Origin of the sequence: Fibrobacter sp. UWB10, from assembly GCF_900182935.1 — a bacterium.
GTDB lineage: Bacteria > Fibrobacterota > Fibrobacteria > Fibrobacterales > Fibrobacteraceae > Fibrobacter > Fibrobacter succinogenes_O.
Window position 1 is genome coordinate 760,487 of the sequence record NZ_FXUE01000001.1, and the last position, 24,668, is coordinate 785,154.

A 24,668-nucleotide genomic window follows, 5' to 3' on the forward strand; every position below is an offset into this window, starting at 1 on the left:
GCCAACTAAGTTCTATTTACCGGCAGCGCGTTTCTGCATTTCACGGCGCTGGGCTTCGGCAAGCATACGAGCCATTTCAAGGCGGCTATCTTCCTTTTCCTTGCGCTTGGTTTCTTCCTTACAGTTCACGCACTTGGTGGCCGTAGGAACAGCAATCAAGCGAGCCTTAGGAATGAGTTCACCGCAAACCTTGCAAATGCCAAAGGTCCCCTTCTTGATGCGCTTGAGCGCTTCTTCAAGGTAAACCAGATACTTGCCTTCGCGGGCGGCCAAGGAGAAGTTCGTTTCAAGAGCGTTATAGTCGGTTGCAAGGTCGGCACTGTTAGATTCGCCACCTTCACCCGCCTGCGCCTGATTCTTGAACGTTTCGGTCTTGTCAAAGTCGGTCTGTGCCGTAACAATCTGCCTACGTTTTTCAATCAACATATCCTCAAAAAACTTGAGGTCAGCATCGCTCATTTTTACAGGTTTCTTTTCAGCCATGGTTTTCTCCTTGGTTGCGATTATACTCGTTTGTACCGATAAAGTGATAAATAACTTTTTTTTCGGGAAAGGGGTAAACTTTTTTTAAAAAATATCGACATTAATATCCAAACCGCTCTTTTTGATGTCTTTCAGCAAGGCATCTGTGTCTAAAAGCAGCTTATCGAGAGCCTTATTGAACTCAGACGTCGGGTTCAAATACAATCCGGCAGTGTTATCCCCCTGCGCTAGTTTGCCCAAAATTTGCACGGATTGTTCCTTAAGAGCCTTAACCGATTCCAGTAATTTCCGGGTACGTTCTACCAAGTTGGTCAAGTCATGAACTTTGGCGGCCCCCGTATTGGCAATTGTTTCCAATGCCGCCTGGGCACTGCTCAAACTGCGGTCGGATTCATCCAGAAGCGCCTCCACCTCGCGTTTCCATTCGTTCACGTTCACCTTGGTCTTACGAACCACGCTGTTCGCCTTCTTCGAAACTCGATCCAGCTGCGCACCGGCCTGGCCGTCAGAAAGAGAGTCCATGACCGATTTCAGAGAATCCTTGAGTTCGGCCATGTCTGCCATAATAGCGCCTAGCTTTTTACCAAAACCAGCCATACCTTCGTCGAAGCGCCCGATTAGCGTATCGCCATCGCGCACCAAGTCTTTAGAATTGCCGGTCAAAATGCACATTTCGCGTTCACCCATCAGGCCTGCAGTAATCAAGCGGAACTCAGAATTCCGAGGAATCTTGGTATTGGCAAGAACTTCGACCGACACGTAGACAGCCTCATCAGTCAATTCGACCTTGGTAATCTGTCCACGGGGAATGCCGCGCACTTCGACTCGGTTCCCCGGAGAAAGAGTTCCCACAGCATCGAACGAAACCACAAAGGACATGCGTTCGTGATACGGACTGGACGGATGAAAAAAGAACCACGCCGCAGAGCATGACGTCACGAGAATGACGAATACGACAAACGGAAAAAGGTTCTCTTTAATGCGTCTTGTGACCCTATTCATAGTAAGACCAGTTTTGATTGTCGAAATCTAACAAATCATCGACATACTCGCCCTTGGCCTTGGCCTTAATCTTTTGCATTAGGGCTTCATTGAAGTCCTGAGCCACGTTCTGACCGCTATATTTCATCAAAGTATTCATCGCAATCACTTCAGAAATCACAGTCAGGTTCTTACCCGGAGCAACAGGAATCACGACTTTCGGGATTTTAACCCCCATGACCTCTTCTTCCTGTTCGTTGAGCCCTGTGCGATCGTAACCGCCATCGCGGTGCCACTGTTGCAGTTCCACGATGGTTTCGATCTTTTTCACCTTACGAATAGCGTGAATACCGAACATAGCGCGGATATCGAGAATACCCACACCGCGGATTTCCATGTGATGCTTGATCAAGGGGTCCGGACGTCCGATAATGGCACGACCCACGTTACTGATGTGCACCACGTCGTCAGCCACCATGCGGTGTCCGCTTTCTACAAGATCCAGAACACATTCGGACTTGCCCACGTTGCTGTCGCCCACATAAAGCATACCGACGCCATAGACGTCGACCAAGCTGCCGTGAATAATAGCGTGCGGGGCAAAGAATTCTTCAAGAATACGCTGGGCAATCTTGTTGAATTCGTAAGTGTGAAGCGTGGTCGAGAACAGCGGGATGTTCAATCGATCGCACATGGCCTTGAGTTCGGGGTGCGGCATTTGCGAATGCGTCACCACCCACATCGGGGCCTTGAATACAGACAAGTTCTCAAAAACTTTCGCGCGGCCTTCGGGGCCAATCGATTCCAGATAGTTCCATTCAGTGTGCCCGACTACCTGAATCTGCTGAGAACTGTAAACTTTGGTATAGCCAGCCATGGCAAGACCCGGACGGTGAATACCGCTTTCGGCAATAGGGGCGTCCATGGCAGACTCGTGAGAATGGCAGGCCATTTGCAGGTCTCTGCCGTAATGCAAAAAAAAGTCCCGCACCAGGAGACGTTCCCGGTGCAGGATCTTTATGTCTTTTAATCTAGACTCAGCCACGATTGCAACCGGTTATACAACTTCGGAAACGGGCTGGGCACGGTGATCGTTCTGCTTGTCGTTTGCCTTCTTGAGCTGCACCTTAATGCGTTCGAGAGTTACATCAACTGCCTTGCCCATGTTTTCTTCGTCGGCGGAGGCAACCACCTGGGAGCCGGTAATGTTCACAGTAATTTCGCAATGACGCTGATGTTCAACTTCGTGGTCAAGGATAACGGAGGCACTGGTGATATTCGGGTAGAATCGAGCTAATTTATCCATTTCTTCTTGAATACGATCCTGGAGTCCGGCAGAAGCATTAAAGTGACGAGCAGAGAACTGAATATCCATAATATTAACCTCCTTAAAAAGGGTTTTCGTATGTATTGCAGAGCTTTTTGCTCCACGTCTAGAGTATATACATCTTTTTTTGTTCAAAAACAAAGTGTTTTTCAAAAATTTTCAAAAAAATTTATTCCAAATTGGAATAATTGCAAAAAAAGCAGTCTTTTTAGGCAAAAAAGGGCCTAAATGAGCTTTTTTCGCTTGCTAGCAGGCAACAAATGAAGTTCTTCTTCGCGGTATTTTGCCACCGTACGGCGTGCAACCTTGATACCCTGTTCCATCAATTTGTCTGCAATCGCCTGGTCCGAAAGAGGCTTTTTCTTGTCTTCTTCGTCGACAAGCTTTTTGATGGCATCCAGGATGGTTGCCGAGCTGAGTTCTTCGCCATCGGGCGAGGAATCTTGCTTGACACCCGAAGTAAAGAACTGCTTGAGTTCGAAAATGCCATAGGGCGTATCCACATACTTGCCGTTGACCGAACGGTTCACAGTACTCACGTCGCGCTTGATATCGTCGGCAATGTCTTGTTGCACCATGGGCTTCAGGAATGCCGGGCCCTTGGTGAAAAAGTCTTTCTGGCGCTTGAAAATTGCCCGCATCACAAGTTCCATAGTCGTGTAGCGGTTGTCGAGCGCCTTGATAAATTCGACCGCCTTAAAGAGGTGCGTACGCACGTATTCCTTGTCGGACTTAGATGCGCCCTTATCGTCGAGAATCGCCTTGTAGGTCTGATTCACGCGCAAGCGCTTTTGCATCGAAGAACGCACGGATTCGACTTCCATACGGCCATGCTTGTCGACCACCTTGAGGTCTGCAGCAATCGTCTGCACGCGCGAATTGGACAGCTGGAATCCCGGATGCGGATTCAGCTTAGCAAAGCTTGCAACAGCACGCTGCACATCTTCGGTCGAAACGCCCAAAGACTTTCCGATTTTGGCATAACGCAGAGCCAGCAAGTCTTCGTAGCAATTTTCAAGAATCTTGATGGCGAGCGGCGGAAAATTCGGGAGAGCGTATGCTTGAATCAAAAAGCATTCACGCTGGTTACGGGCGCCAATGCCACGCGGATTAAAGCCCTGCAACACATGCACCGCCTCACGCACCGGAAGCGAGCATTCCTCTAGCGGGACCTCGTTACGGAGCATGGATTCAATCTCGTTAATGTACGGATCATTCGACAAATGCACCGGAGCCACATCAGCAGGGACTTCTTGCAGGAATCCGTTTTCATCGAGAGAATCAATCAGGTATTCTACCAACGAGCGGAAATTCTTTTCAGAACAATTGCTTTCGGCCAGCTGTTCCAGCTGTTCGCGAGAGCCCGACCAAAGCAACAACTGGTCACGCAATTTGTCTTGAAGGCTCTTGCCGTGATCTTTAATGGGGCGGTCCCATTCATCGTCGGAATCGTTACCCACATTCAAGTCCTTGAAAGGCGCGTCTTCGTTCATGGAGCCGTCTTTCAAGTACTGTTCGTAATTGATATCGTTGCTGCCGTCCAAAAGGCTGCTGTCGCCCATGGCGCTGTCTTCGAGGCTAGAATAGTCGCCCGAATCGTAATCGTCAAAATCGTCTTTGACTTCGCGCAGTTCCGCTCCGGAATCCGGTAGTTCGTCTTCGTGAACTTCGCGTTCTTCCATCGGAGCAGCGTCATCAAGTTCCAAAAGCGGATTGCTTTCAAGTTCTTCTTTGATGGCGGTATCGAGTTCTAGGGAATTCTTCTGCAGAATGGTTACAAACTGCCTAAGCTGGGGCGAAAGATTTTGCTCCAGTCGCTGATTTGTACCAAGTTGAATCCCAATATCCACGAAGCCCCCTAACCTAAGCTAAAGCTATCGCCCAAGTAAATACGACGGGCTTCAGGGTCGTTCGCCAAGTATTCCGAAGAGCCTTCAGTAAGCACTTGACTCTTGTACATAATATAGGCGCGGTCAGTAATCGAAAGCGTTTCACGCACGTTATGGTCGGTAATGAGCACGCCCATGCCGCGTTCCTTAAGTCCCGAAATAATGGACTGAATATCAGCCACGGCAATCGGGTCAATACCTGCAAACGGTTCGTCAAGCAAAAGGAAAGACGGATCGCTCGCCAAGGCGCGGGCAATTTCCAAACGGCGGCGTTCACCGCCCGAGCAGCTCATGGACTTGGTTTTGCGAATGTGCGTAATCTTAAATTCTTCGAGCAATTCTTCGAGACGACGCTTGCGTTCGGAACGCTTCATGTTCTGCGTTTCAAGAATTGCCATAATATTGTCTTCGACGCTGAGCTTGCGAAAGATTGATGCTTCTTGCGGCAAGTAACCAATGCCGAGGCGCGCACGCTTGTACATGGGCTTGTCGGTCATCTCGATGTCGTCGAGGAATATATGGCCCGACTCCGGGCGTACCATGCCCACAATCATATAGAACGAAGTTGTCTTACCCGCACCGTTTGGTCCGAGAAGTCCGACAATTTCGCCCTGCGACACGCGAATGGACACGTCGCTCACCACTTGGCGACCGCCATAGACCTTTCTCAGGTGTTCCGTGCGTATGGTACTCACTAAATTTTTCATACACTCCCAATTTACAAATCTTTCGGCGGAACAATTGGCTTCTTGCGCATTTTTTTCATCTTATCCAAATTAGCTTTCATTCTCTCACTAGGAGATTTGTCGCCAGATTCCACTTTAAGCGAATCCGCCATCGCCTTCTTGTTGCGCTGTTCCTTTTCCATGTCGATATAGCGACCGCTTGCCATGGTCGCGCGCCCCAAAAGCTTGAGCGACTTGACCGCATTCTTTTGCGCATCGAACAGAATATGAATCGTATCGCCCGCAGCTTCGTTCTTGCCCGAAACAGAGCGGTCTTTTTTCACATAGAAATAGGTGCTTTGAGCCTTGCCCGACACCACCGCCTTGTCCATCTTGCCTTGATTAAAGTACAAGTCTAAACGGTCTCCGTCCATAAGGTTGCGATAGTCCTTGAGGTCGGTTTCGTAGAAGAATCCGCGGGCATTCAAGTTCACATAAAGGCGTTCAATCTTGTCGTTGTCGAACTGGGCGTAAAGCGTATCGCCAAAGGCTTCGGTCACACTGCCAGGGGCGTTTCTCTTGGGTTCTTCTTGCTGCACGCCGTGAGCGTTGCGGATCACAAGCGCCGACTTGAGTGACTTTCCAGTGGAGTCGAGTACCAAGAAAATAGAATCACCTGTAAGGTGGTAATTTTTCATGTCGCAAGTCGGGTGGCCCTTCATGCTAAGCCAGTTGTTCTTGCGGTCAAAATAGCCCGTATCGCAAGTGACAACCATGTCGTTCTGCGTCACCTTTACCGAATCAAAGGCTTGAGCAAAAGCATCTTTCTTGTTGTAAATAATGCGCCTAGCCGAAATCGTGACCGTATCGATTTTGCCGCTTTTCAATTTTTCATACTGATAAAGCTTAGGCTTTTGCGGCATGGTAAGAATTTCTTTTTCGCGGTCGTATTCCAGATACTCACCTGTAAACAAGTAGGAATCCGCCGAATCACCGGCAAACACCTCGTTCGAGGCGGTTGCAATTCCGGACTTCTTTCGATACCATCCATTTTGTGCCTTAATGTAGCCCGAAGGGTGCGTGAATAGGAAGCCACCACTGCACTGCACGCTCTCGTCATTCTTGTTCCAGAAGGCACGCTGTGTACGGAACTGGATGCTGTCATGAATAAAATGCACTCGCCCTTGCAGCAAGAGCGTTCCGCGCTTGCGGGCGACAGCAAGGCTGTCGGCATGTTTCATGATCAAGGGCGAGGTCTGTGCGGCGGCACTTGTCGCGAAAATCGCGACAAGGAGCAGCGGCAAAAGCCATTTCAAGCGAAAGCCGGAGCGATTGATCATTGCTCGTCCCTCGATTTCGCTCTGGCTCGGTTACCCCTATTCCTGATTCTATCAATAAACTTCTTTTCGGCTTTTACCGCTGCCGAGTCCCTTGAGGACTCCGCCGCATTCTGCGCTGCAGATTTTGCGGCATTGACAACCGCGCCTTTAGAAACATTTGCCGGAGGTGCAGGCGGTTGCGCAGGAGCGGTAGTAGTTGCCGGAGTCGGAGCTGGCGTTGGAGCAGGGGCTGGGGCCGCCGAAGGAGGTGCCGGATTTGCCGCCTGGGCGCTATCACGCGTTTCAATTTCCTTAGCCTGCGACTTGTCTTCTTCTTTCAAGCGGCGAGCTGCATCTTGGAAAATGCCTGTTACGTTCGAAAGAATGCGCCAGTTGTCCATGTGGGCGTCGCTCACAAAGCCACGACCTTGCAACACGTCGCCTTCTTCGCTCACCACGCGCACGTAGCTTTCAGTCGTCACCAAATTGTCGCCCTTGTTCCAAATCAAGGAGTCCGAACGCACCGAAGCACCCTTGGGCGTAAGCGCATACACATGCCCGTAGGCATACACGTAGGTAAACTTCAAATCCATACGGCCGGAATCAGCTCGCAAAAAAGCGGTACGTTCTCCGAGAGAATCGTAGATATCCACCAGCACCGGGCGCACAAACACAACTTCTTTATCGCCCCAACGTTCCAAATAGGCAGTCTTTAATTTCCAAGCGAGCACGCCCTTGTCATAACTATCCATGAGGGTCGTGTCGGTAAAAAGCATTTCGGGGCGTTCTACCTGCAACCAGGGCTTTTCTTCTTCAATTTCTTCGCAAGCGGTCACAACGAGACCGATCAGCAATAAAGGTATCAACGCCCACTTTTGAAGAATCATAGGCCAAATATACATAATTTGATTTTCTATTTTAAGCACATGAAACCTTCTATTCTCGGCTTTTTGAAGAATGCGGCGGCAAGTTTAGCCCCCTTCCAGAAACTAGTTCTTATTTCGCTTGCGGCTTGGGTCACGCATATTTTGCTTCGCGTACTGCTCCTGTTCCGCAGCAACCCTTACGGATTCCCGTTTGTCTCTAAACCGGACTGGTTCATTTTCCATGCCGTTTGCATTGATTTTCTGTGGATTGTGAACGCCCTCGTGGTATTCCTGATTTTAGGCGGAATCGTTTACCGAATCACCGCTAGCAAGGCAACAGTCAAAGCGATTGTCGTGAAAATCGTCACCGTACTCTACGCCGTATTCCACACCGCGATTTTGCTTTTGACGCTTTTAGATAACGAGACCCAACGATTCCTGGGCGGTCACCTGACCTTCGGGCTTGTCGACACCTACAAGGACACGTCCTCTATCATCGTGTTCTACGACTACGTGGCAAACGACCTTTCTGTACCGTACCTGCAGTTTGTGGTGTTGGCCCTCATGCTCCCGCTGACTTACGGTGTTTACCGACTGTTCTGCAAGTGGTACCGCCCGAACGACGGATTCTACGTGAAAAAATCCGTCATCGCAATGCTTGTATTCTACATCGCCTCTTACTTGTTCGTTTACTTTATCTGGACTGGCAACGCACGCATGACGAAGCTCCGTCCGGTTGTTGCACTAATTTATAACGATCTGTTCATTGCGAAAAAAACCGTCAGCCTTTCCGAAGCAGATCTGAATACTTACCGCACCGCTTACCAGAACTTGTGGCAAAAAATCGAAGGCGATTCCGACTGGCAATTCTCCGACGCCAAAGAAGGCAACGGGCTCCCGCTCTACCGCGTACCGAACGCAAGTCTCTTGAACAGTGAAAAACTCAAGGCCCAGCGTGAAATGCAGCCCAACTTTATTTTGGTGCTTATGGAATCGCAGCGTGGTCGCAATACGGGCTACATGAACCCGCAAATTCAGCCTTCACCCACCCCGTTCATGGATTCGCTCGCAGCCCATTCCCACGCATGGGTACGTATGCATACAAGCGGCGTTCCTACCACCGGCGGAGTGCTTTCGACGCACATCGGCATTCCTCACCATTCTCGCTTGGCTCAAGCAACTGACTTAGCCCACGTTACCATCCCAAGCTTTGTGCAGGTTCTGACAGAAAACGGCTACAGCACGCATTACATGTCGGCCGCCGACCCTGCCTGGGATAATCTGGGCGTTTGGATGTCCAAGTGGTACACCGCACAGCATTACAACCGCGAACGCGAAGATGATTCCACCTTCGTAGATCACGCCATTGAATATGTGCGCGATACGCTTTCTAAAGAAGGCAAGCCCTTCTTTGCCACACTCATGACGCGTTCGAACCACTATCCGTTCAACTTTGCCGCTGGCATGACCGACGAAGAAAAGAACCGCCCGTTGCAAGAACGCATCAACGTGACCATGAATTACGCCGACAGGCAAATTGCACGATTCATTCACGCTGTTGAAAACGAGGAATGGTATAAGAACACCTACGTGATTATTATGGCAGACCACGGATTCCCTCTGGGTGAAAACGGTGTTTCGACGATGAACGGTGGCGGATTTTCAAACATCAGTTGGATTCCGTTCTTTATTCACGGAAAGGGCTTAGAAGCCATTCGCGACACGATGACCGCAGCACAAATTGATGTCGCCCCCACTGTACTTGAACTCGCCGGTTTTGCAGTTCCGAACATATTCATGGGACATAACTTGCTGCGCGGAAATGTAATGAAGGCAGACTCTGTTGCCAATGATTCTGCCGCAGTCGATTCCACGATTAGCACCGAAGCAAAGGAAATTGCAGGCCTTTCGCTCGGCGCATACTCGGGCTATGCCGCCATTGGCCTTGACGGCTACCGCTTTATTGCGAAGTACCCCGCCCAAGATGAAACGCATATCTTTGCCGATAGCGACCTGCGCCAGGAAACCGAACTGACCGGCAAACTACAAAAAGAAGAGGGCCACTTGTCAGCGACCCTCGATACATTGCTCAAGATTTCAGACTACAGCCTAGAGCACGGGTTACTCTAGCGGAATCGTAGACTTCGCGTTTTCGAAATCCTCGACCGTATCGAGTTCGCAAGAGAAATAGTCCGACGCATCCAGAACAGAATACGTATGACCCTGCGGGATCATGCGTTCAAAGGCGAGTTCGTAGAACGTATTTTCCAAATGTTCCACGTTCATCATCTTTTCAAGTTCTGCATAAAGAGCGCTGGAGTAAGCTGCACCAATTTTTTCGATGCCGAGGCTTTCGCCTACAGCGGCCTTCGGGGAGCAGGTCTTGCTAATTTCAGAAATATTCCCGTCGGCGCCCAAGACAACCTTCATTTCTTCTTCGCCGAGTTCATGACGAATGAGCGTAAGCACGTTCGCCGCCTTGGACGCGAGCACGTTCTTCACGATTTGCGGGTCATAAAGCAGGTCGCTGTCGAGCAACAGAAATTTCTTGCCCGCAACCGCCTTGCCTGCAAGCCAAAGCGAATAAATATTATTCGTAGAATCGTAAAGAGCATTATGAATGAAAGTGACGCGAATGGAATCACCATAATGATCCTTCACGAAGTTTTCAATCATGTGATTCAGGTAACCCGTTACAATCACGAATTCCTGAATGCCAGCGCCCTTCAATGCGTCCATGGAGCGTTCCAAAAGCGAGCGACCCTTCACATCCAAAAGGCACTTAGGCGTGTTATCGGTCAGCGGGCGCAAACGCTTCGCCATTCCTGCAGCAAGAATTACGGCAATCATACGGCAGCACAACGCTTGATGGTGTCCACCACCACCTGAATCTGTTCTTTACGGCCTAAGGTAATGCGCAAGCAATCTTCGAGGCCCTTGTCGCTCATGAACTTGATCTTGTAATCCTGTTCGGCCATGGCCTTCTGCAAGGCTTCCTTGATGCGGGTCGGGTACTTGATCAGAATGAAGTTTGCGACACTCTTGTAAACCTTGAAGCCCGGGAGATTGCCAAGTTCTTTCTTGAACAGCTGGCGGTCCCATTCCATATCGTCGGCGACCTTGCGATAATGATCTTCGCTTTCGATAGCGGCCATTGCCACAGCTTCGCTAAAGCGGTTGTAGCCGAGGTACTTGTTGGCATAGCTCAGGAACGATTCATGACCCTTACCCATAAAACCGAAGCCCATGCGCAGGCCCGGGAGGCCGAAGAACTTGGAAAGCGTGCGAGAAATAATCAGGTTCGAATACTTGCTCACGAGCGGAGCAATGTAAGCGGTATCCGTCGTGATGAACGATGCGTAAGCTTCGTCAATCAGCACCATCGTATCGTTCGGGATATTTTCCATGATGCGGCCGATTTCTTCGGGCGTCAGGCAGTTACCGGTCGGATTGTTCGGAGAAGCGAGAAGCAACATACGCGGGTGAATCTTGTTCGTGAGCGCGATGACTTCGTCAACATCGTAGGCGAAAGTATCTTCTTTTTCGTGGAGCGGATACATTTCAAAAGAACCGCCACATTCACCGGCAATACGGTTATAGTACCACCAAGAAAATTCCGGAATCATGATGGTCTTGTTTTCGCCCACCATCAGGTAATAATGGACAGCGTTCTTGAGAATGTCTTCGCCACCATAACCGAGCAGCACCTGTTCTTCAGGCACGTTGTAAATTTCAGAGAGCTTTACCGAGAAAATGCTCTTTTTGCCTTCGTCATAAATACGGGTGTAAAAGCAGAGCTGTTCGGGGTCAAAATTCTTGACCGCGTCAAGCACCTTCTGCGAAGGTTTGAAGTTGAATTCGTTTCTGTCCAAGTAGTTCATATTTTACCTTTTACGGGGCCGGGCCCCGATTTCAAATTTCTTTCAAAATATAAGTTTTTCCTTATTTCCACCACACGTCAAGACCGTGATTGTAGCGTTTTTCTTCGGGCGGAAGCTGCATATAGTCGCGGTAGAATTCCGACAGGTAGTAATCATAGTTCTTGTAACCGCTAAATTTGCGGTTTTCGAACGGATAATCGACCGTTTCCGCAATTTTTTCCAAATCGAGGATACGGTCTGTTTTGGTATCGAAGAAGAGCGTTGCCACTCGGCCCGAATGGTTTGTCGGATAGCGGCGAATCACGCGTTCCACATAACGGCAGAAACGCTTTTTGCCCACAACGCAGGCAACGGCGTAGAAGAACCGCTTATACAAAAGCGTCCAGGCATCGTAACCCTTCGACTTAAAGTCCGTTGTAATAGCAAGCGTAATCACGCGCAAAAAGCTACAATACAGCACGAACGCCTTTTCCCAGAAACGGGATTTCGGAAGGCCATCAAGCGGGAAGATATCGACCCAGATACCCATTTCACCCTTATGGCGTTCCATCTTGACCGTAGTGCGGTTATCGTAGGCTTTGGCAAACGGATAAAAGTAACCATCGCAAGTGTCATCGACCAACGTGAGCCATTCCTTATGAGCAGGCGCATTCTTGTCCTTGAGAATGGCAATCAGCTTTTCATAGTCTTCGCGCAAAAGGCAAATGTCGATGTCATCGTCCCAAGGAATGTAACCCTTGTGGCGCACCGCCCCCAAAAGCGTGCCGTAAGCAAGGCTATACTTCAAGTTGTTTTCTTTGCAAATGCGTTCAATTTCGTCCAGAATGCTCATCTGGATTTCGCGACATTCTTGCTGTTCAATCTTTTTCATTTCGAGCTCCCCGATGTAATAGCATTACGGTCCTTGTCCATCTTTTTCTTGACCACAAGGCCATAAGCGCCCAAGGCCAAGAGAATCAAAACGTAAACGCCCGCCTTTTGGGGCATAGACAAGACAATCACCTGTGTATTGATGGCGATATAGAAAGCGACCAAGGCGATAATCCAACCCACCTGCGACAAGAGGCGCAAGGAATACGGTTGCAGGCCCATTTTCAAGAGGTAAATGTTATTGCAAATGATGGCGACCACATTGTAGCAAAGCATGGAAAGTGCTGCACCCACCAAGCCGAAGGTCGGAATCAGCAGGTAGCCCGACGCAAGCGCCACACCAAGCGAGATGATGTCCATAATGAGCGAATAAAGGCTCTTGCCCATTCCGTTCAAGACCACCAAGGACATGCCACCAAAGCCAGCCACCAAGTGCACCAAAAGCAAAATACCAAGCGTTTCCGGCTGCACAATGAAATCCTTACCTGCAATGCCCAAAATCAAATCTGGGAACAGCACGATAAAGAAACCAATCATAAGCTGGATAAAGGTGACCATGAAAACGCAGTAGCTGTAAACCGGCTTGAGGTCCGTCTTAAGGCGACCTTTGTCCATGCCCGCCACCACCGGCGTAAGAATCGGCGTAAAGCCCACGCGAATAGTCTGCAGTGCATTCGAAATCGTGACCATGATACCATAAGCACCCGCTTTTTCAGGTCCAAGGAACAGCATGACCATCCAGAGGCTCGAACGGATCAAGAAAGAGGACACAAATTCATCGACACCCAGCGGGAGCGAGTAGCGCAACAGCACCCAAGAAACGGTCTTGTGCGGGCGCAAAGGCATTTCGGGGAACTGACGACGTAACAGAACAAAATGCACACAGAAGCCCACCACCTGGCCCACCAAGAGACCAAGCGGAAGCGCATGCGGAATGCCCATAAAGTGGAGCGCAATCGAAGTGGCCGGAGCAAGCGTCACTGTCAAGAAAGAATTCACGAACACCGCATTTTGCGGGCGACGATTTCCTTCAGATGCGGTACTGAAAACGTACGTACCCACATAGAACAGGAGCGACAACGCATACCACGGAAGTTCCTTGGAAATGTAGGGCGTAAACGAGCCCACAAAAATCACCGCGGTGCAAAGAATTGCAATAGCCGCCGAAATCCAGAAGGATTCCATAATACCGTCGTAACGGGGACGACCCTGCAAGCCATTTTGTGGCAGATACCAATACAGACCCTTATCGAGGCCGAGTGTTGCCGAATGCGCAATCGTCAAAAGGAGCGTCTGCGCCGAGACAAAGATTCCAAATTCGGCGGCGCCAAAAATACGCGCCATCACAAAAGTCAAAAGCGGTCCGCAAACCTTGAGGATTGTCCCCACCACGTTTACGATCATCGCCTTTTTTAAGAACTTACTGTCTGTTTCCAGATTTCCCATAATCGCTCGCAATATAGAAAAATACACCCCGCCCCCAAAGCACATTTGGGCTAGGAACAGTAAGTAGTCGATGATTAGGCGATTTACAAGGATGAATTACACAAGTTACCCGTAAAAAAATGCTATCTTCACTACCATGAGCAAAGATGTAAAAAAACAGCCGATTAAACACACATTTCCCTTTTATTGGTTGGTTTTTGCTGCAATTCTCATTGTCGGACGTTTTGCGCTATTGTGTATACTTTACATGATGGACACCCCCACGGGTTCATCGCTCGTGCCCGATTACAACCGCTTTATATGGCATACGCTGTACGCAGAAATCGGTTTTTCTTCGGCACTTGCACTCCTGTTTTCAGGACTGACTCTTGCATTCCATAAAAAGAACCTGAAAGCAATCAAAATAACCGCCATTGTTTTCGCGGCTATTTACCTCGTACTCAGTGGAGTCGATGACGAATTGCAGCGTTGGATGAGTCAGAAACTCTCCTTATCGTTTATCAAAACCTATACGTATGCTTGGACCGATTCGACGCTCGTTTCAAAAATCGCCCTAGGCGGTCTTGGACACTTCTTGCTGACCCTGGGTATAGTCATACTTTCCATAACGGGGCTTATTGTTCTCGCTAAAAAAGCAACCCCGATTAAGATTGGTTCCAAAACAATCGAAAGAAAGCTCTACATTTCTACAGGCATCATTTTTGTTCTTGCCGCATTAGGTTGCACTTCACACTTGTGGTACAACTATTCGCAACGCCGCTGGGACCGCATTCGACCAGTCGTATACAATCTGGCAGAAAATTTATTCGAAGATGTCGGCTTTGAAAAAGAGCCCGAGAACCTTCGCGAAGGAATTGCCCTTTTAGGCGGAAACCCGGATAAGGAATATCCGTTCTGGAAAGAATCGACCAACGAACAAAAATCTATCGAAGAATTCAAGAACAAGTCTCTCGAAGAAAAGCCCGATATTCTTTTGATGACAATCGAATCGCTTCGCGGATGGACATTCGACATGCGAATCCCTGCCAACTGCGAACGTTTCCCCAACATTTGCAAACTTTCCCAGAACAGCCTGTATTTCCCGAACACTTACAGCGTAGGCAACCCCTCTGTAGAAGGCCTTTTGGGAATCATGACCGGCGTAATCAGCCTCCCGACAAAGACTCTGTTGCGCGATTTCCCGAACACAAACCTTAGAAGTTTTTCTGAAATACTTTCAGAAGCCGGATATTATTCAGAAGTCATTCTTGGCGCAGACCCTCGATTCGATAACGAAGAATCTTGGTACAGCAAGTGGTTTGACTACCATGAATTCAAGCAGGAATACGCAGACGATGTTTCTTCGGCAATACGCTTTGTCGAACGTTACAAGGAACGCCCCAAAGACAAGCCCACGTTCTTCCATTGGATGAGTTTGTCGATGCACACCCCGTTCACCCTGCCCAAGAAAATGGGTGAAACTCCGCCGAATATTGATGACGCCTACCTTAGAGCCGCCGTTTACATGGATAGCGCAGTAGGCATTATTCTAGATTCCTTGGCAAACGACCCTCGCTTTGAAAACACGCTTATCATACTGACCGGAGACCACTCCGCACCGAACGGGCGCCAACAGCAAGATGCAGAACGAATCGGAATGGCAAGCGAAGGCTTCACCTGGATTTCGCTTATGTTCAAGGGGCCAGGCATTACTCCTTCGACTATTCCCAACGTAACATCGCAACAAAACATTGCTAGTTCTGTCATTGGATATTTAGGGTTAGACGTATCGAACCATTTTATGGGAGTCGACCTAATTAACAACCCGCTTCACGATACAAGTATTCAACCGATTTATTCATTCCGTTACGGAACAATGGCCATGAGGCAAGACTCTACAGCCTATTACGTTTTACCTGTTGACGGAACCGGAAACGCGATTGCTCAAACGGTCTACCTAAACCCGACCTGGTACACCGACAATACCGTGAACAGCTTTGTCACAGGAGAACCTGTCACAATTGCGCAAGACTCTTTGGAAACAATTACAAGAAAAATGCGAACAGCGGCAAAAGCATGGGAATACATTGTTTATAAGAACAGGATTATGCCGCCGAACAAGCAATAACGAGAGAAATTATGAACCTAATCAACAAATTTTCGAGTTGGTACATTCCTCTTATCTGCAAGCACCAATACAAGGCTCTTGCATTTTACCTAATCTTGGCACTCTTATGCGCCATCCCCATTCTCTTTAAGCCTGGTCTCAAACTGGATGCCGACCTATCGCACTTGCTGCCCGAAGGCACCCCCAGCGTTAAGGCCCTTGAAGAGTCTTACCAGCGATTCGGTTCTACTGACCAGTTCATGATCGCCATCCAAAGTGACGACGTTTATCTGGTCGCCGCCTTGCAGGATTCCATACGCGAATACATCCACAAGAACTGGCAAGGTGATTTCGTTTCGACCCAGGTCGACAACGAAAACCAATTCTTCATGGATAACGCCCTGCTTTATTTGCCCATAAAGCACCTTGAAAGAATCCGCGACAACCTGGAAGACCTGCAACTCGAAATCGGCCGCAAAAATGGTCCCCTGGTCGTTGACCTTCTAGAAGCATCGTCTGCAGACTCCGCATCGACTGAGAAAAAAGAACGCGTTTGGTTCAGCGCCGACATTCCTCAGGAACTTGGTCTCCCCGATGAAGCCGCAGGCGCATTCGATTCCTTCTTCAAGAAGAAAAACGAGAATGCCTCTATTGATGGCAAAGAATGGCACAAGAAAAAGCCCGTACCCGTTGCCCTGAGAAACCGCTTTATCGGTTGTCCGCCTCCCGACAGCACCGGAAAAATCTTGTTCAACGGCGTTGTAAACGCCAAGCTTATCAAGCCCTCGACCGACTACGAATTTGTAACTCACATTCTTGCCCGTACAGACACCCTGCTCGCCTACTTCAGCAACAAGACTTATCCGGTTCCTACCCGCTTTTCTGTAGAAGGCACTTACGAAGGACTTAAAGAAGTCGACGAAGTCGCAAACGATTCCATCTTCTCTTTTGCTATTAGCCTTGTTCTGATTATCATCCTCACCATCTTCTTCTTCAGAAGTGTGAAGGGCCCAATCTTGGTGACCGCCTCGGTGCTTTACGCTTGCCTTCCGACTCTTGCATTTACAGCCCTGTTCTATGGCAAGCTGAATCCCTTTACCGTATTTGTTGCCTCCATTATCTTGGGTATCGGCATTGACTACGCTATCCATATTTTGGGAACGTCGCAAAAGTTAATGCGCACGTACGCCACCCTCGAAGAAGTCCTGGAAGCTGCTCAACGCAAAATGCTCAAGCCATTTGTGCTTGCAAGCTTTACCACGATTGCAGCTTTCCTTACACTTTTGGCGGCCCACTTCCGCGGCTTCTATGAATTTGGCGTGGTAGCCTCGATGGGCGTGCTGTTCAGCATGCTCACCTCGGTCCTTGTACTTCCGGTATTCATCAAGTGCATGGGCGGTATCCCGAAGGCTCCCGATAACTCGCTGCTGCCAAAGTCTTGGGACGAAGCGAAAATCCTGCGTTTCTTCAAGTATGCAGCCTTTGCGGGTTTCGCCCTCGGAATCGTTTCGCTCTGGTTCGCTCAAGACGTAGACTTTGAACATAACCTGCGTAACTTGCGCCGCGTTTCAACAGAAAAAACTCAAGTAAAGAAAGGTATCCGCACAGGCGTTACAAGAATCAACAACCGTTCTTCTTCTACACCTGCCGCAGTCATGGGTAGCTCCTCGAAGCAGCTCGACCTTCTTTACGACACATTGATGGTGCGCCTGCATGTAGAACACGATTCTACCCTTCGCAGTTTCCTCACCCTCAAGACTTTCGTTCCGCCTCAGGATTCACAAGAAAAGCGACTCGAAGTCATCGAAGAAATCCGCGACCTTGTAGACGCACGCGTGTTTGACCGAGCCGAAGGCGATGATTCTGCAAACGTTGCAAATCTGCGCAAGCTCGCCAGCATCGAAAAAACATTTACTGCCGAAGACATTCCTGGTTGGGCTTTGGACCTGCTTCGTGAAAAAGACGGTAGCTATGGAAAGATTGGCTTTATTTACGGCGATTTCCCGAGCTGGGACGCCAAGGCTCTACACCGTTTCCAGGAGCGTTACAGCCACTGGAACTTTGACGGCGAAGACCTTCGCACCTTCTCTTCGCAATTCATTCTTTCCGACGTTATTGACTTGGTCAAGAAGGATAGCTTTAGACTTGCGCTCGTCATTATCCTCGTCATTTTCGGCACCCTCATCATTTCCTTCCGCAAGCCCAAACTATTCTTGGCGGGCTGTGTCTCGTTTGGTATGGGTATTGTCTTGACGCTTGGACTTCTCGGGTTCTTGACAGACTTCTTTGAATTCGGAAAGATTAGCATTTACAATGTGATTGTGATACCCATGACACTCGGTATTGGCATTGACGCCACAATCCACATGATTACCTCTTGGATGTCCGACAAGAACTTGACGCTCCGTCAGTTAATGGACACTACCGGCCGTAACGTGATGGCCAGTTCCACTACCACCATCGCAGGCTTTGTCGGGTTCTTGTTCACCACTCACCGTGGTCTCAAGGGCATTGGCGACCTTGCATGCCTCGGTATAGCTATGTTCCTTATCACAAGTATCATCTTCAGCATGTACTTGTGCGGAAGCTGGCTTAAAAAGAATAAAGGTTAAACCTTCAGAATAAAATTCACCGTTTCTTCGAGATCGGCGATCTGACGGGTATGCACTTCGACATAGCGCTTGGGCGCACGGGCCGCATACTCGTCATAAATTTTAGAATCAAGCAATTGCACTAGGCGGTTCTTGATTTCGCTTACAGAATACGGGTCAAAGTACAGCACCGCGTCACCGCAGACTTCAGGAATCGAAGTCGTACCGCTTGCGGCCACAGGCACGCCGTAGCGCATGGACTGCACCGGCGGATAGCCAAAGCCTTCGTTCAAGCTCGGGAATACAAAGGCGTAGGCATTCTTATGCAGGAATTCCAGTTCCTTGTTTTCGACATAGCTGAGTAATACAAAACGGTCTTTATGCTTGAGATGGCGCAAGTAAGCTTTGGGGTTTGCGGCCCCGGTAATCACCATCTTAAAATCAAACGGCTTGCCCTGCGACTGATACATACCGACTAGTTCATCGAAAGCCATCGCAGCACGCAGGTTATTCTTTTCCCAGCGGGCGCCGCTCGTGAGTAAGAAATACTTTTTCGCAGCGACTCCCGGCGGCAAGAATCCTTCGGGTTCGTATGCCGTCATAGGGCTGTAGAAAACCGGAATTTCCAAATCCAGAAGTTCCGGGAAGAACGACTTGATGGAAGCACGGCTATGTTCGCTCACCGTAATAGTGCGGGCCTTGCCTTCGGCCATGCGCTTGGCCAAATCCTGGTACTTGGGTTTGTAGTAATGCTTTTTCCAGCTTTCGCGGTAACGGACCAACGCTTCGAACTTCTGTCCGAGTTTTTTGGCGAAACCGACACCGGCCCAGCTGTACTGCATTTCGAGAGCGCGCACACCATGCCAAGTGAACACGAAATCCTTGACGTTAATGTCCCACTTTTTTTCGAGCGAGTAAAGCGGGGTATAAAAGGTATCAATCTGGTTTTCGTCGATAATCTGCTGCGGCAATTTTTCGTTGATATCGAACAGCGGAATGTTCTGCGTTTTGCAGGCATCGAGAATCATAGGATCCAAGTACTTTTTGCCGTCGTAGGCGCAGCTGAATTGCACACCGCGCTTGACCAGCGCCCAGAAAATCACTTCGCCGTAGGAACCACCGCCGTGGAACTTGGCACTATGAATCGGCTGTACTGCGACCAGATTGAAAAGCAGATTCATGCTACCTCCCCAAGATTTTTCCGAAAACTCTCAAGGGAAGTACTAGAATCGGCATGTGCTTGTAGATCCAGGCGAGCGACTTGGCGAAGGCGTAGCTGCGGATAATGTAGGCGCCACCGGCACCCACCTTGCGAGTCTGGAATTCAAATTCTTCCTTGGCGTGGGCAATCACGTCGTCATAATATTCGTTGATGGAAATGCTCTTGTCAGCGTCGACCTTCACCGGAATATTTTTCAGGTTGGTGTAGAAGTCCTTGCGCAAAATTTTCGGCAAGAACAAGTCCATGCTGGCGGGCACCTTGTGACCACGGGTATCGATGATTCGCGAGCCAAAGAAGTGCAGCACCTTCGCCGTCGGGAGGAACCTGTTGCCGTAAGCCAGCTGGCAGTTCCAGCCACCGGGCATTTTCTGCGTCACATAGCCAAACTTGAAGTTCGTTTCGGCGAGGCTTGCCATGTCGTACGGGAAATTCTTGGACACGCAATAGAGCCAGAGTTCGTGCCAAGTTTCAAAGAACTTGTGGGCTTCGGGAGTGTCTGCAGCAAACATCACGCCCCCGTTAAAGATTTCGTCGTTCAGAATCGGCGAGAAGCCCATCATTTTCGCGTTGTTCAAAACCTTCTTGCGGTTGATGGCCTTCGAAAGATTGGTGTGGAAATCGAGCACCGCATAAATGCCGCCCTTCCATTCTTCGGGAATCGAGAGATCGCCTACAATAGCAATGTCGGAATCCATGTACAGAAAATCGCCGTCGACGACATTGCGCATGACCGTCTTGAGGTAACGGGAGCGGAGCATGGGCGTGAACTTTTCGTCGAGGGTGAGCACCTTGAGTTCATCGACCGCATCTTTAAGGACCGCACGTGGGCCGGTCAGAGTCGCCGCCGTCTTGTCGTCGGTCAGGAGCGTTACGAAAGCGCCCGGGTTATGGACGCGGAGAGACGCAATCGCCACCAGCGTCTGTTCACAGAAAAAATCCTTCGGGGAACTAGTCAGAACAAAAAGGTACTTTGTCATGGGTCAAATATACCTTTATTAAACGAAAAACTCCGAGTCCCTCATCGGAAATCGGATAAATTGCAAAATCTTGCGGTTAATTAGCCTGCCTTAGCGGCTTCGAGCTTGCTGATTTCGCCAGCCTGCTTGTCGCAGAGGTTTTTCAGGTTGCCGATTTCGGCATCTTTCTTGGCGACCTGGTCCTTGAGGTCTTCGCACTGGGCGGCATAAGTCTGTTCGGACTCGATGCGGGAGCTCAGTTCACTCTTGAGGCTATCGATAGAACTGCGAAGCGTTTCTGCAGCGTTTTCGGCATCCTTAAGGGCGGAGCTGTCGCAATCGCAAGAATCATCTTCATCGTCGCAAAGGGCCTTAATTTTCTTGGAAGCGGCAATGGCGGCCGCGGCACCTACAGCAAGACCCACAATAAAACTTGATGCTTTCATATTTGCTCCTTGGAAAACTTTTCCTATAATATCCATTCTGAAAATAGAAAAATCAAGTAAAAAAAGGAACTTTTTCACGCAAAAGACCCTCTGGATTGCTCCAGAGGGTCTTTGCAGCGGGAAGAGCGAGATTCGAACTCGCGATAGGATTAAGTCCTATACGTCCTTAGCAGGGACGCGCCTTCGGCCAGCTCGGCCATCTTCCCATCTTGGGGACACAAATTTTAGATAAAATTCAGTAAAATTTCAAGGGTATCGACCCAAAAATGGCAAATTTAGCCCCATAATGGCACTTTTTTTTACATTACATGGAGCGAAAAACCAAATTTTCTAAATTTTATATATGCGTCACTTCTCCAAATTGTTCAAAATCGTGGCCGCTTTCGCTTTAGTCGGCCTCATTTGCTGCATTCCCGCCTACATCGTAGTATTCAAGATACTCCCGACCCAGGATCCGGACAACCAGTTCAACCGTTCCACCATCCTGCAGGTGCTTTCAGGCGAAACTCGAGTCTATTATAATGATGGCGAAGAACTTTTGGGCGCCTTCTTTGACGCAAACCACCGCGTGTACGTACCTTACGGTGATATTCCGGCCAATATCGTGAACGCCTTGATCGCCGCCGAAGACGCCGGCTACTGGACGCACTCCGGATTCAGCATTTACGGCTTTACCCGCGCCATGATTTCAAACATCAAGAGCGGGCACATGCGCCAAGGCGGTTCTACGCTGACCCAGCAGACCGTCAAGAACATTTTTGGCCGTGAAGAACGAAGCATCAAGGAAAAGGGCAAGGAGCTCATTAATGCGCTCCGCATGGAAAAGCACTTTAGCAAAGAAGACATCCTGGAATTCTACCTGAACCAGTTCCACGTTTCGGGTACCGGAAAGGGCGTAGCTATTGCCGCCCAGTACTTCTTTAACAAGGAACTCAAGGACCTGACACTTGCCGAATGCGCCTTTATTGCAGGTTCGGTGAAGGGCCCGTTCAACTACGACCCGTTTATCCAGCGCAACGCCGAACGCCGCGAAAAAGCCTTGGCCCGCGGCAAGGAACGCTTGGAATACGTACTCGGCCGCATGGTCGAAGAGAATTACATTTCTGAAGAAGAAATGAACGAAGCACTCGCTAAGCCGCTGGAATTCAACCACGGCAACTTCCGCTTTAGCGTGAGCACCATGCTCGACCGCATTGAAGAAAAGCTGGACGGCGAATTCTTCCAGAAAAAATTTGAAGCCGAAGGCATCGAAGACTGGCGCAAGGCTCAGCTTTCGATTACTACCACAGTAGATGCCCGCAGCCAGGACGCAGCAAAGACTGCTTTGCAGGCAAACATCAGCGGACTCCAGATGCAGCTCGGTGGCTTTGTGCTCCCGAAGGCCCAGTTTGCAAACCGCGCACAGACGGCACGTAAGGGCGACTACCTGTACGGCACTGTCGACAGCATCATGGTCGATGACCAGGGCGGTCTCAAGGCATTAACGCTCAACTTCGGACAGCTCAAGGGTTTGGTTTCGGAAGCAGCCGTGAAGGACTTTGCGAAAAAGGCCGGCGGCGATGTGAACAAGATTTTGGCACCGCAGCTCAAGAAGGGCGCCATTCTTTTGGTGAGCGTGATGGATGACAAGATTGTCGACGGATTCGCTCCTTGCCAGATTGAAACCGAACCCGTGTTGCAGGGCGCTCTTTTCGCCATTCAGAATGGTAACGTCGTCGCAAGCCAGGGCGGTTTCCACAATACCGGATTCGACCGTAGCTTTAAGGCCGTGCGTCAGCTGGGTTCTAGTTGGAAGCCGATTCTTTACGCGCTCGCCCTCAAGTACCACTGGAATTATCTGGACATGCTGGAAAACGACTTCAACGTTTTCCAGTTCACGAACCAGTTCTACTTCCCGCGCCCGGACCACAAGAACAAGGGTGATGTCGTAAGCATCGCTTGGTCTGCCACGCGTTCTGAAAACATCGCCAGCATTTGGCTCTTGGAACACTTGCTCGATAAACTTTCGCTTGAAGAATTCTACGACATCGCCGCCGTGAATGACATGGCCCGCCACGAAGACGAAGACACCAAGAAGTTCTTTGAACGCTTGCGCGACAAGTACGGCCTGATTCTGAAAGAAGACACCAAGCGCGAAATCGAATTCACCAAAGCCCGCGACGCTCTTGCCGAACGCTACAGGCTCGAAGGCAAAGACGACAAGGCCCGCGATGTGCTGAACCTGCGCTACGGAACCTTCAACGATGTCGCCGTAAAGCAGTCCAAGAAAGACGCCAAGACTCTTAGCTTTATCAAGCACAACTACAAGCGCTATTCTGAAATCTTGCGCGAACGCCAGGCACAAGAACTTGACCCGACGATTGAGCTCCCGCCGCTGGATTCCGTAGTGTTGCTCAACCACTTTACGCTCGCCGACATGAAGCGCCTTTCGACCATGATCGAACCTGTGGATAGCGAAGTGGATTACTTGGATGCAGAACACCTGCGTTACTGGCCCGATTACAGACGTTCGCTCGCCTTTGCCGAATACGCACGCTTCGCCAAAGAAATCGGTATTCACCAGAAGTTGCAGAAAGTGTTCAGTATGCCGCTCGGCGTGAACGACATTACGCTGGCTGAAATTTCGACTGCTTACCAGACGCTCTTAACCGGTAAGGTATTCAAGTGCTTGGATGGTGACTGGACCGATCCGTGCTTCATTAAGGAAATCAAGAACCGCGACGGCAAGGTGATCTTTAGAAACAAGAGCGAAAGCAAGGTAGTGCTCGGTGATTCGATTACCTCGCAGATTGCAGTGATGTTGCATTCCGTGTTCACGAACGGTACCGCTCGTAGCCAGTACACACACATTACGGTGACCTCGCCGGATAAAGCCATTACGCTGCGCTACCCCGCCCTCGGTAAGACCGGTACTACGAATGATTACCGCAACGTGGCCTTCCTTGGCGCACTCCCGACTTACGTGAATGAAAAGAATGGCATTGCCACCGACTCCGTGATTGCTATCGGTAGCTATGTGGGCTTTGACGATAACAAGCCGCTGAAATCTGGACGCACGCGTATTGCAGGCGCCAGCGGTGGTTTGCCGCAATGGGCTGACTTTGCCAAGAAAGAAATCAACATTTTGGGTCTGCCCGAAAAGATTGACTTCCTCGACATTTCGATGCTTGCCGCCGGCGAAGTTCCGCTGGTACTCCCGAACGAACGCGGCCAGCTGACCGTTGACCCGATGACCGGTAGCATTATCGCAGGCGGTAGCGCCGAACAAGGTCGCCCGCTCCCGTGGATCGAAGTTCCGGGATTCACGCCGCCGCAGGTTCACGCCGCGGCCGCAGAAACCGCCGCTGCTCACGGCATCATGATCAGTTTGCCCATGCCGACAGCAGCTCCCGCAGCATCAACCGATTCTACAAATGTAGCCGAAGCTACCCCGAGCGCACCTGCCGAAGGAGCAACCGCGGAAGGCGCTACTACGCCGACAGTTCAACCACAGCCCACGCAGCCGGCACAGCCGAAGGCTGCCGCTATGCCCAAGGACGACGACTGGGATTTGCCTGAAGGCTTTGACAGCAAGAACGCCTTTGTGCCTATTGAAGCAGACTAATTTGTAAGAATTTGGCCGTTAACAGAACTTAGCGAA

At 49.8% G+C, this 24,668-nt stretch carries 19 protein-coding genes and 1 tRNA gene; 4 read left to right on the forward strand and 16 right to left on the reverse strand.

Annotation, left to right across the window (positions count from 1 at the left end):
• Window positions 1-12: 12 nt before the first annotated feature.
• From QOL41_RS03150 to lptC, 8 genes are all read right to left on the reverse strand, one after another.
• The gene (locus tag QOL41_RS03150) at window positions 13-483 is read right to left on the reverse strand and encodes a TraR/DksA family transcriptional regulator (protein ID WP_072798329.1); all 471 of its coding nucleotides are present in this window, start codon (window positions 481-483) and stop codon (window positions 13-15) included.
• Window positions 484-567: 84 nt separating this feature from the next.
• Window positions 568-1,485, reverse strand: coding sequence for an MlaD family protein (locus QOL41_RS03155; RefSeq protein WP_283428619.1), 918 nt, complete (start codon window positions 1,483-1,485; stop codon window positions 568-570).
• Complete coding sequence (gene hprK / locus QOL41_RS03160) at window positions 1,478-2,509, reverse strand: HPr(Ser) kinase/phosphatase (protein ID WP_173653805.1); 1,032 nt, start codon at window positions 2,507-2,509, stop codon at window positions 1,478-1,480. Before hprK ends, QOL41_RS03155 begins: the two co-directional genes overlap by 8 nt.
• A 12-nt stretch (window positions 2,510-2,521) precedes the next feature.
• Window positions 2,522-2,839: a ribosome hibernation-promoting factor, HPF/YfiA family gene (gene hpf, locus QOL41_RS03165; RefSeq protein ID WP_072979834.1), complete on the reverse strand. Its 318-nt coding sequence runs from the start codon at window positions 2,837-2,839 to the stop codon at window positions 2,522-2,524.
• Between the two features lie 176 nt (window positions 2,840-3,015).
• Window positions 3,016-4,641, reverse strand: coding sequence for an RNA polymerase factor sigma-54 (gene rpoN / locus QOL41_RS03170; RefSeq protein WP_283428620.1), 1,626 nt, complete (start codon window positions 4,639-4,641; stop codon window positions 3,016-3,018).
• A gap of 8 nt (window positions 4,642-4,649) precedes the next feature.
• Complete coding sequence (lptB, locus tag QOL41_RS03175) at window positions 4,650-5,387, reverse strand: LPS export ABC transporter ATP-binding protein (RefSeq protein WP_088626871.1); 738 nt, start codon at window positions 5,385-5,387, stop codon at window positions 4,650-4,652.
• Between the two features lie 11 nt (window positions 5,388-5,398).
• A complete protein-coding gene (locus QOL41_RS03180; protein WP_283428621.1) occupies window positions 5,399-6,685 on the reverse strand; it encodes a hypothetical protein in 1,287 nt (428 codons plus the stop codon).
• Window positions 6,682-7,551 (reverse strand): LPS export ABC transporter periplasmic protein LptC, encoded by an 870-nt coding sequence (gene lptC, locus QOL41_RS03185; RefSeq protein WP_283428622.1) that lies wholly within the window; start codon window positions 7,549-7,551, stop codon window positions 6,682-6,684. Before lptC ends, QOL41_RS03180 begins: the two co-directional genes overlap by 4 nt.
• A gap of 39 nt (window positions 7,552-7,590) precedes the next feature.
• Between lptC and QOL41_RS03190 the strand changes: the two genes are divergently transcribed.
• The gene (locus QOL41_RS03190; protein WP_283428623.1) at window positions 7,591-9,660 is read left to right on the forward strand and encodes an LTA synthase family protein; all 2,070 of its coding nucleotides are present in this window, start codon (window positions 7,591-7,593) and stop codon (window positions 9,658-9,660) included.
• Here QOL41_RS03190 and QOL41_RS03195 read toward each other — a convergent pair.
• The 4 genes from QOL41_RS03195 to QOL41_RS03210 all read right to left on the reverse strand — a co-directional run bounded on the left by QOL41_RS03195 (window position 9,652) and on the right by QOL41_RS03210 (window position 13,727).
• Window positions 9,652-10,380, reverse strand: coding sequence for a phosphocholine cytidylyltransferase family protein (locus QOL41_RS03195; protein ID WP_283428624.1), 729 nt, complete (start codon window positions 10,378-10,380; stop codon window positions 9,652-9,654). The two genes, QOL41_RS03190 and QOL41_RS03195, sit on opposite strands and share 9 nt — an antisense overlap.
• Window positions 10,377-11,411: a pyridoxal phosphate-dependent aminotransferase gene (locus tag QOL41_RS03200; protein WP_173653810.1), complete on the reverse strand. Its 1,035-nt coding sequence runs from the start codon at window positions 11,409-11,411 to the stop codon at window positions 10,377-10,379. Before QOL41_RS03200 ends, QOL41_RS03195 begins: the two co-directional genes overlap by 4 nt.
• Before the next feature lie 61 nt (window positions 11,412-11,472).
• Window positions 11,473-12,282 (reverse strand): LicD family protein, encoded by an 810-nt coding sequence (locus tag QOL41_RS03205; RefSeq protein WP_173653811.1) that lies wholly within the window; start codon window positions 12,280-12,282, stop codon window positions 11,473-11,475.
• Entirely contained in the window at window positions 12,279-13,727 is a 1,449-nt protein-coding gene (locus QOL41_RS03210; protein WP_283428625.1) for an oligosaccharide flippase family protein, read from the reverse strand. The genes QOL41_RS03205 and QOL41_RS03210 overlap by 4 nt, the downstream gene beginning before the upstream one ends.
• 247 nt (window positions 13,728-13,974) lie before the next feature.
• Between QOL41_RS03210 and QOL41_RS03215 the strand changes: the two genes are divergently transcribed.
• A complete protein-coding gene (locus QOL41_RS03215) occupies window positions 13,975-15,834 on the forward strand; it encodes an LTA synthase family protein (protein WP_283428626.1) in 1,860 nt (619 codons plus the stop codon).
• An 11-nt stretch (window positions 15,835-15,845) separates the two neighbouring features.
• Window positions 15,846-18,425, forward strand: coding sequence for an efflux RND transporter permease subunit (locus QOL41_RS03220; protein ID WP_283428627.1), 2,580 nt, complete (start codon window positions 15,846-15,848; stop codon window positions 18,423-18,425).
• Here QOL41_RS03220 and QOL41_RS03225 read toward each other — a convergent pair.
• The 4 genes from QOL41_RS03225 to QOL41_RS03240 form a co-directional block, all read right to left on the reverse strand.
• On the reverse strand, window positions 18,422-19,585 hold the full coding sequence (locus QOL41_RS03225; RefSeq protein WP_283428628.1) for a glycosyltransferase: 1,164 nt from the start codon (window positions 19,583-19,585) through the stop codon (window positions 18,422-18,424). The genes QOL41_RS03220 and QOL41_RS03225 overlap by 4 nt on opposite strands.
• Window position 19,586: 1 nt before the next feature.
• A complete protein-coding gene (locus QOL41_RS03230) occupies window positions 19,587-20,603 on the reverse strand; it encodes a glycosyltransferase family protein (RefSeq protein WP_283428629.1) in 1,017 nt (338 codons plus the stop codon).
• An 80-nt stretch (window positions 20,604-20,683) separates the two neighbouring features.
• Window positions 20,684-21,028: a hypothetical protein gene (locus QOL41_RS03235; protein ID WP_173653817.1), complete on the reverse strand. Its 345-nt coding sequence runs from the start codon at window positions 21,026-21,028 to the stop codon at window positions 20,684-20,686.
• Window positions 21,029-21,145: 117 nt separating this feature from the next.
• Window positions 21,146-21,234 (reverse strand) — tRNA-Ser (locus QOL41_RS03240).
• A 137-nt stretch (window positions 21,235-21,371) separates the two neighbouring features.
• Between QOL41_RS03240 and QOL41_RS03245 the strand changes: the two genes are divergently transcribed.
• Entirely contained in the window at window positions 21,372-24,632 is a 3,261-nt protein-coding gene (locus QOL41_RS03245) for a transglycosylase domain-containing protein (protein WP_283428630.1), read from the forward strand.
• Window positions 24,633-24,668: the final 36 nt, after the last annotated feature.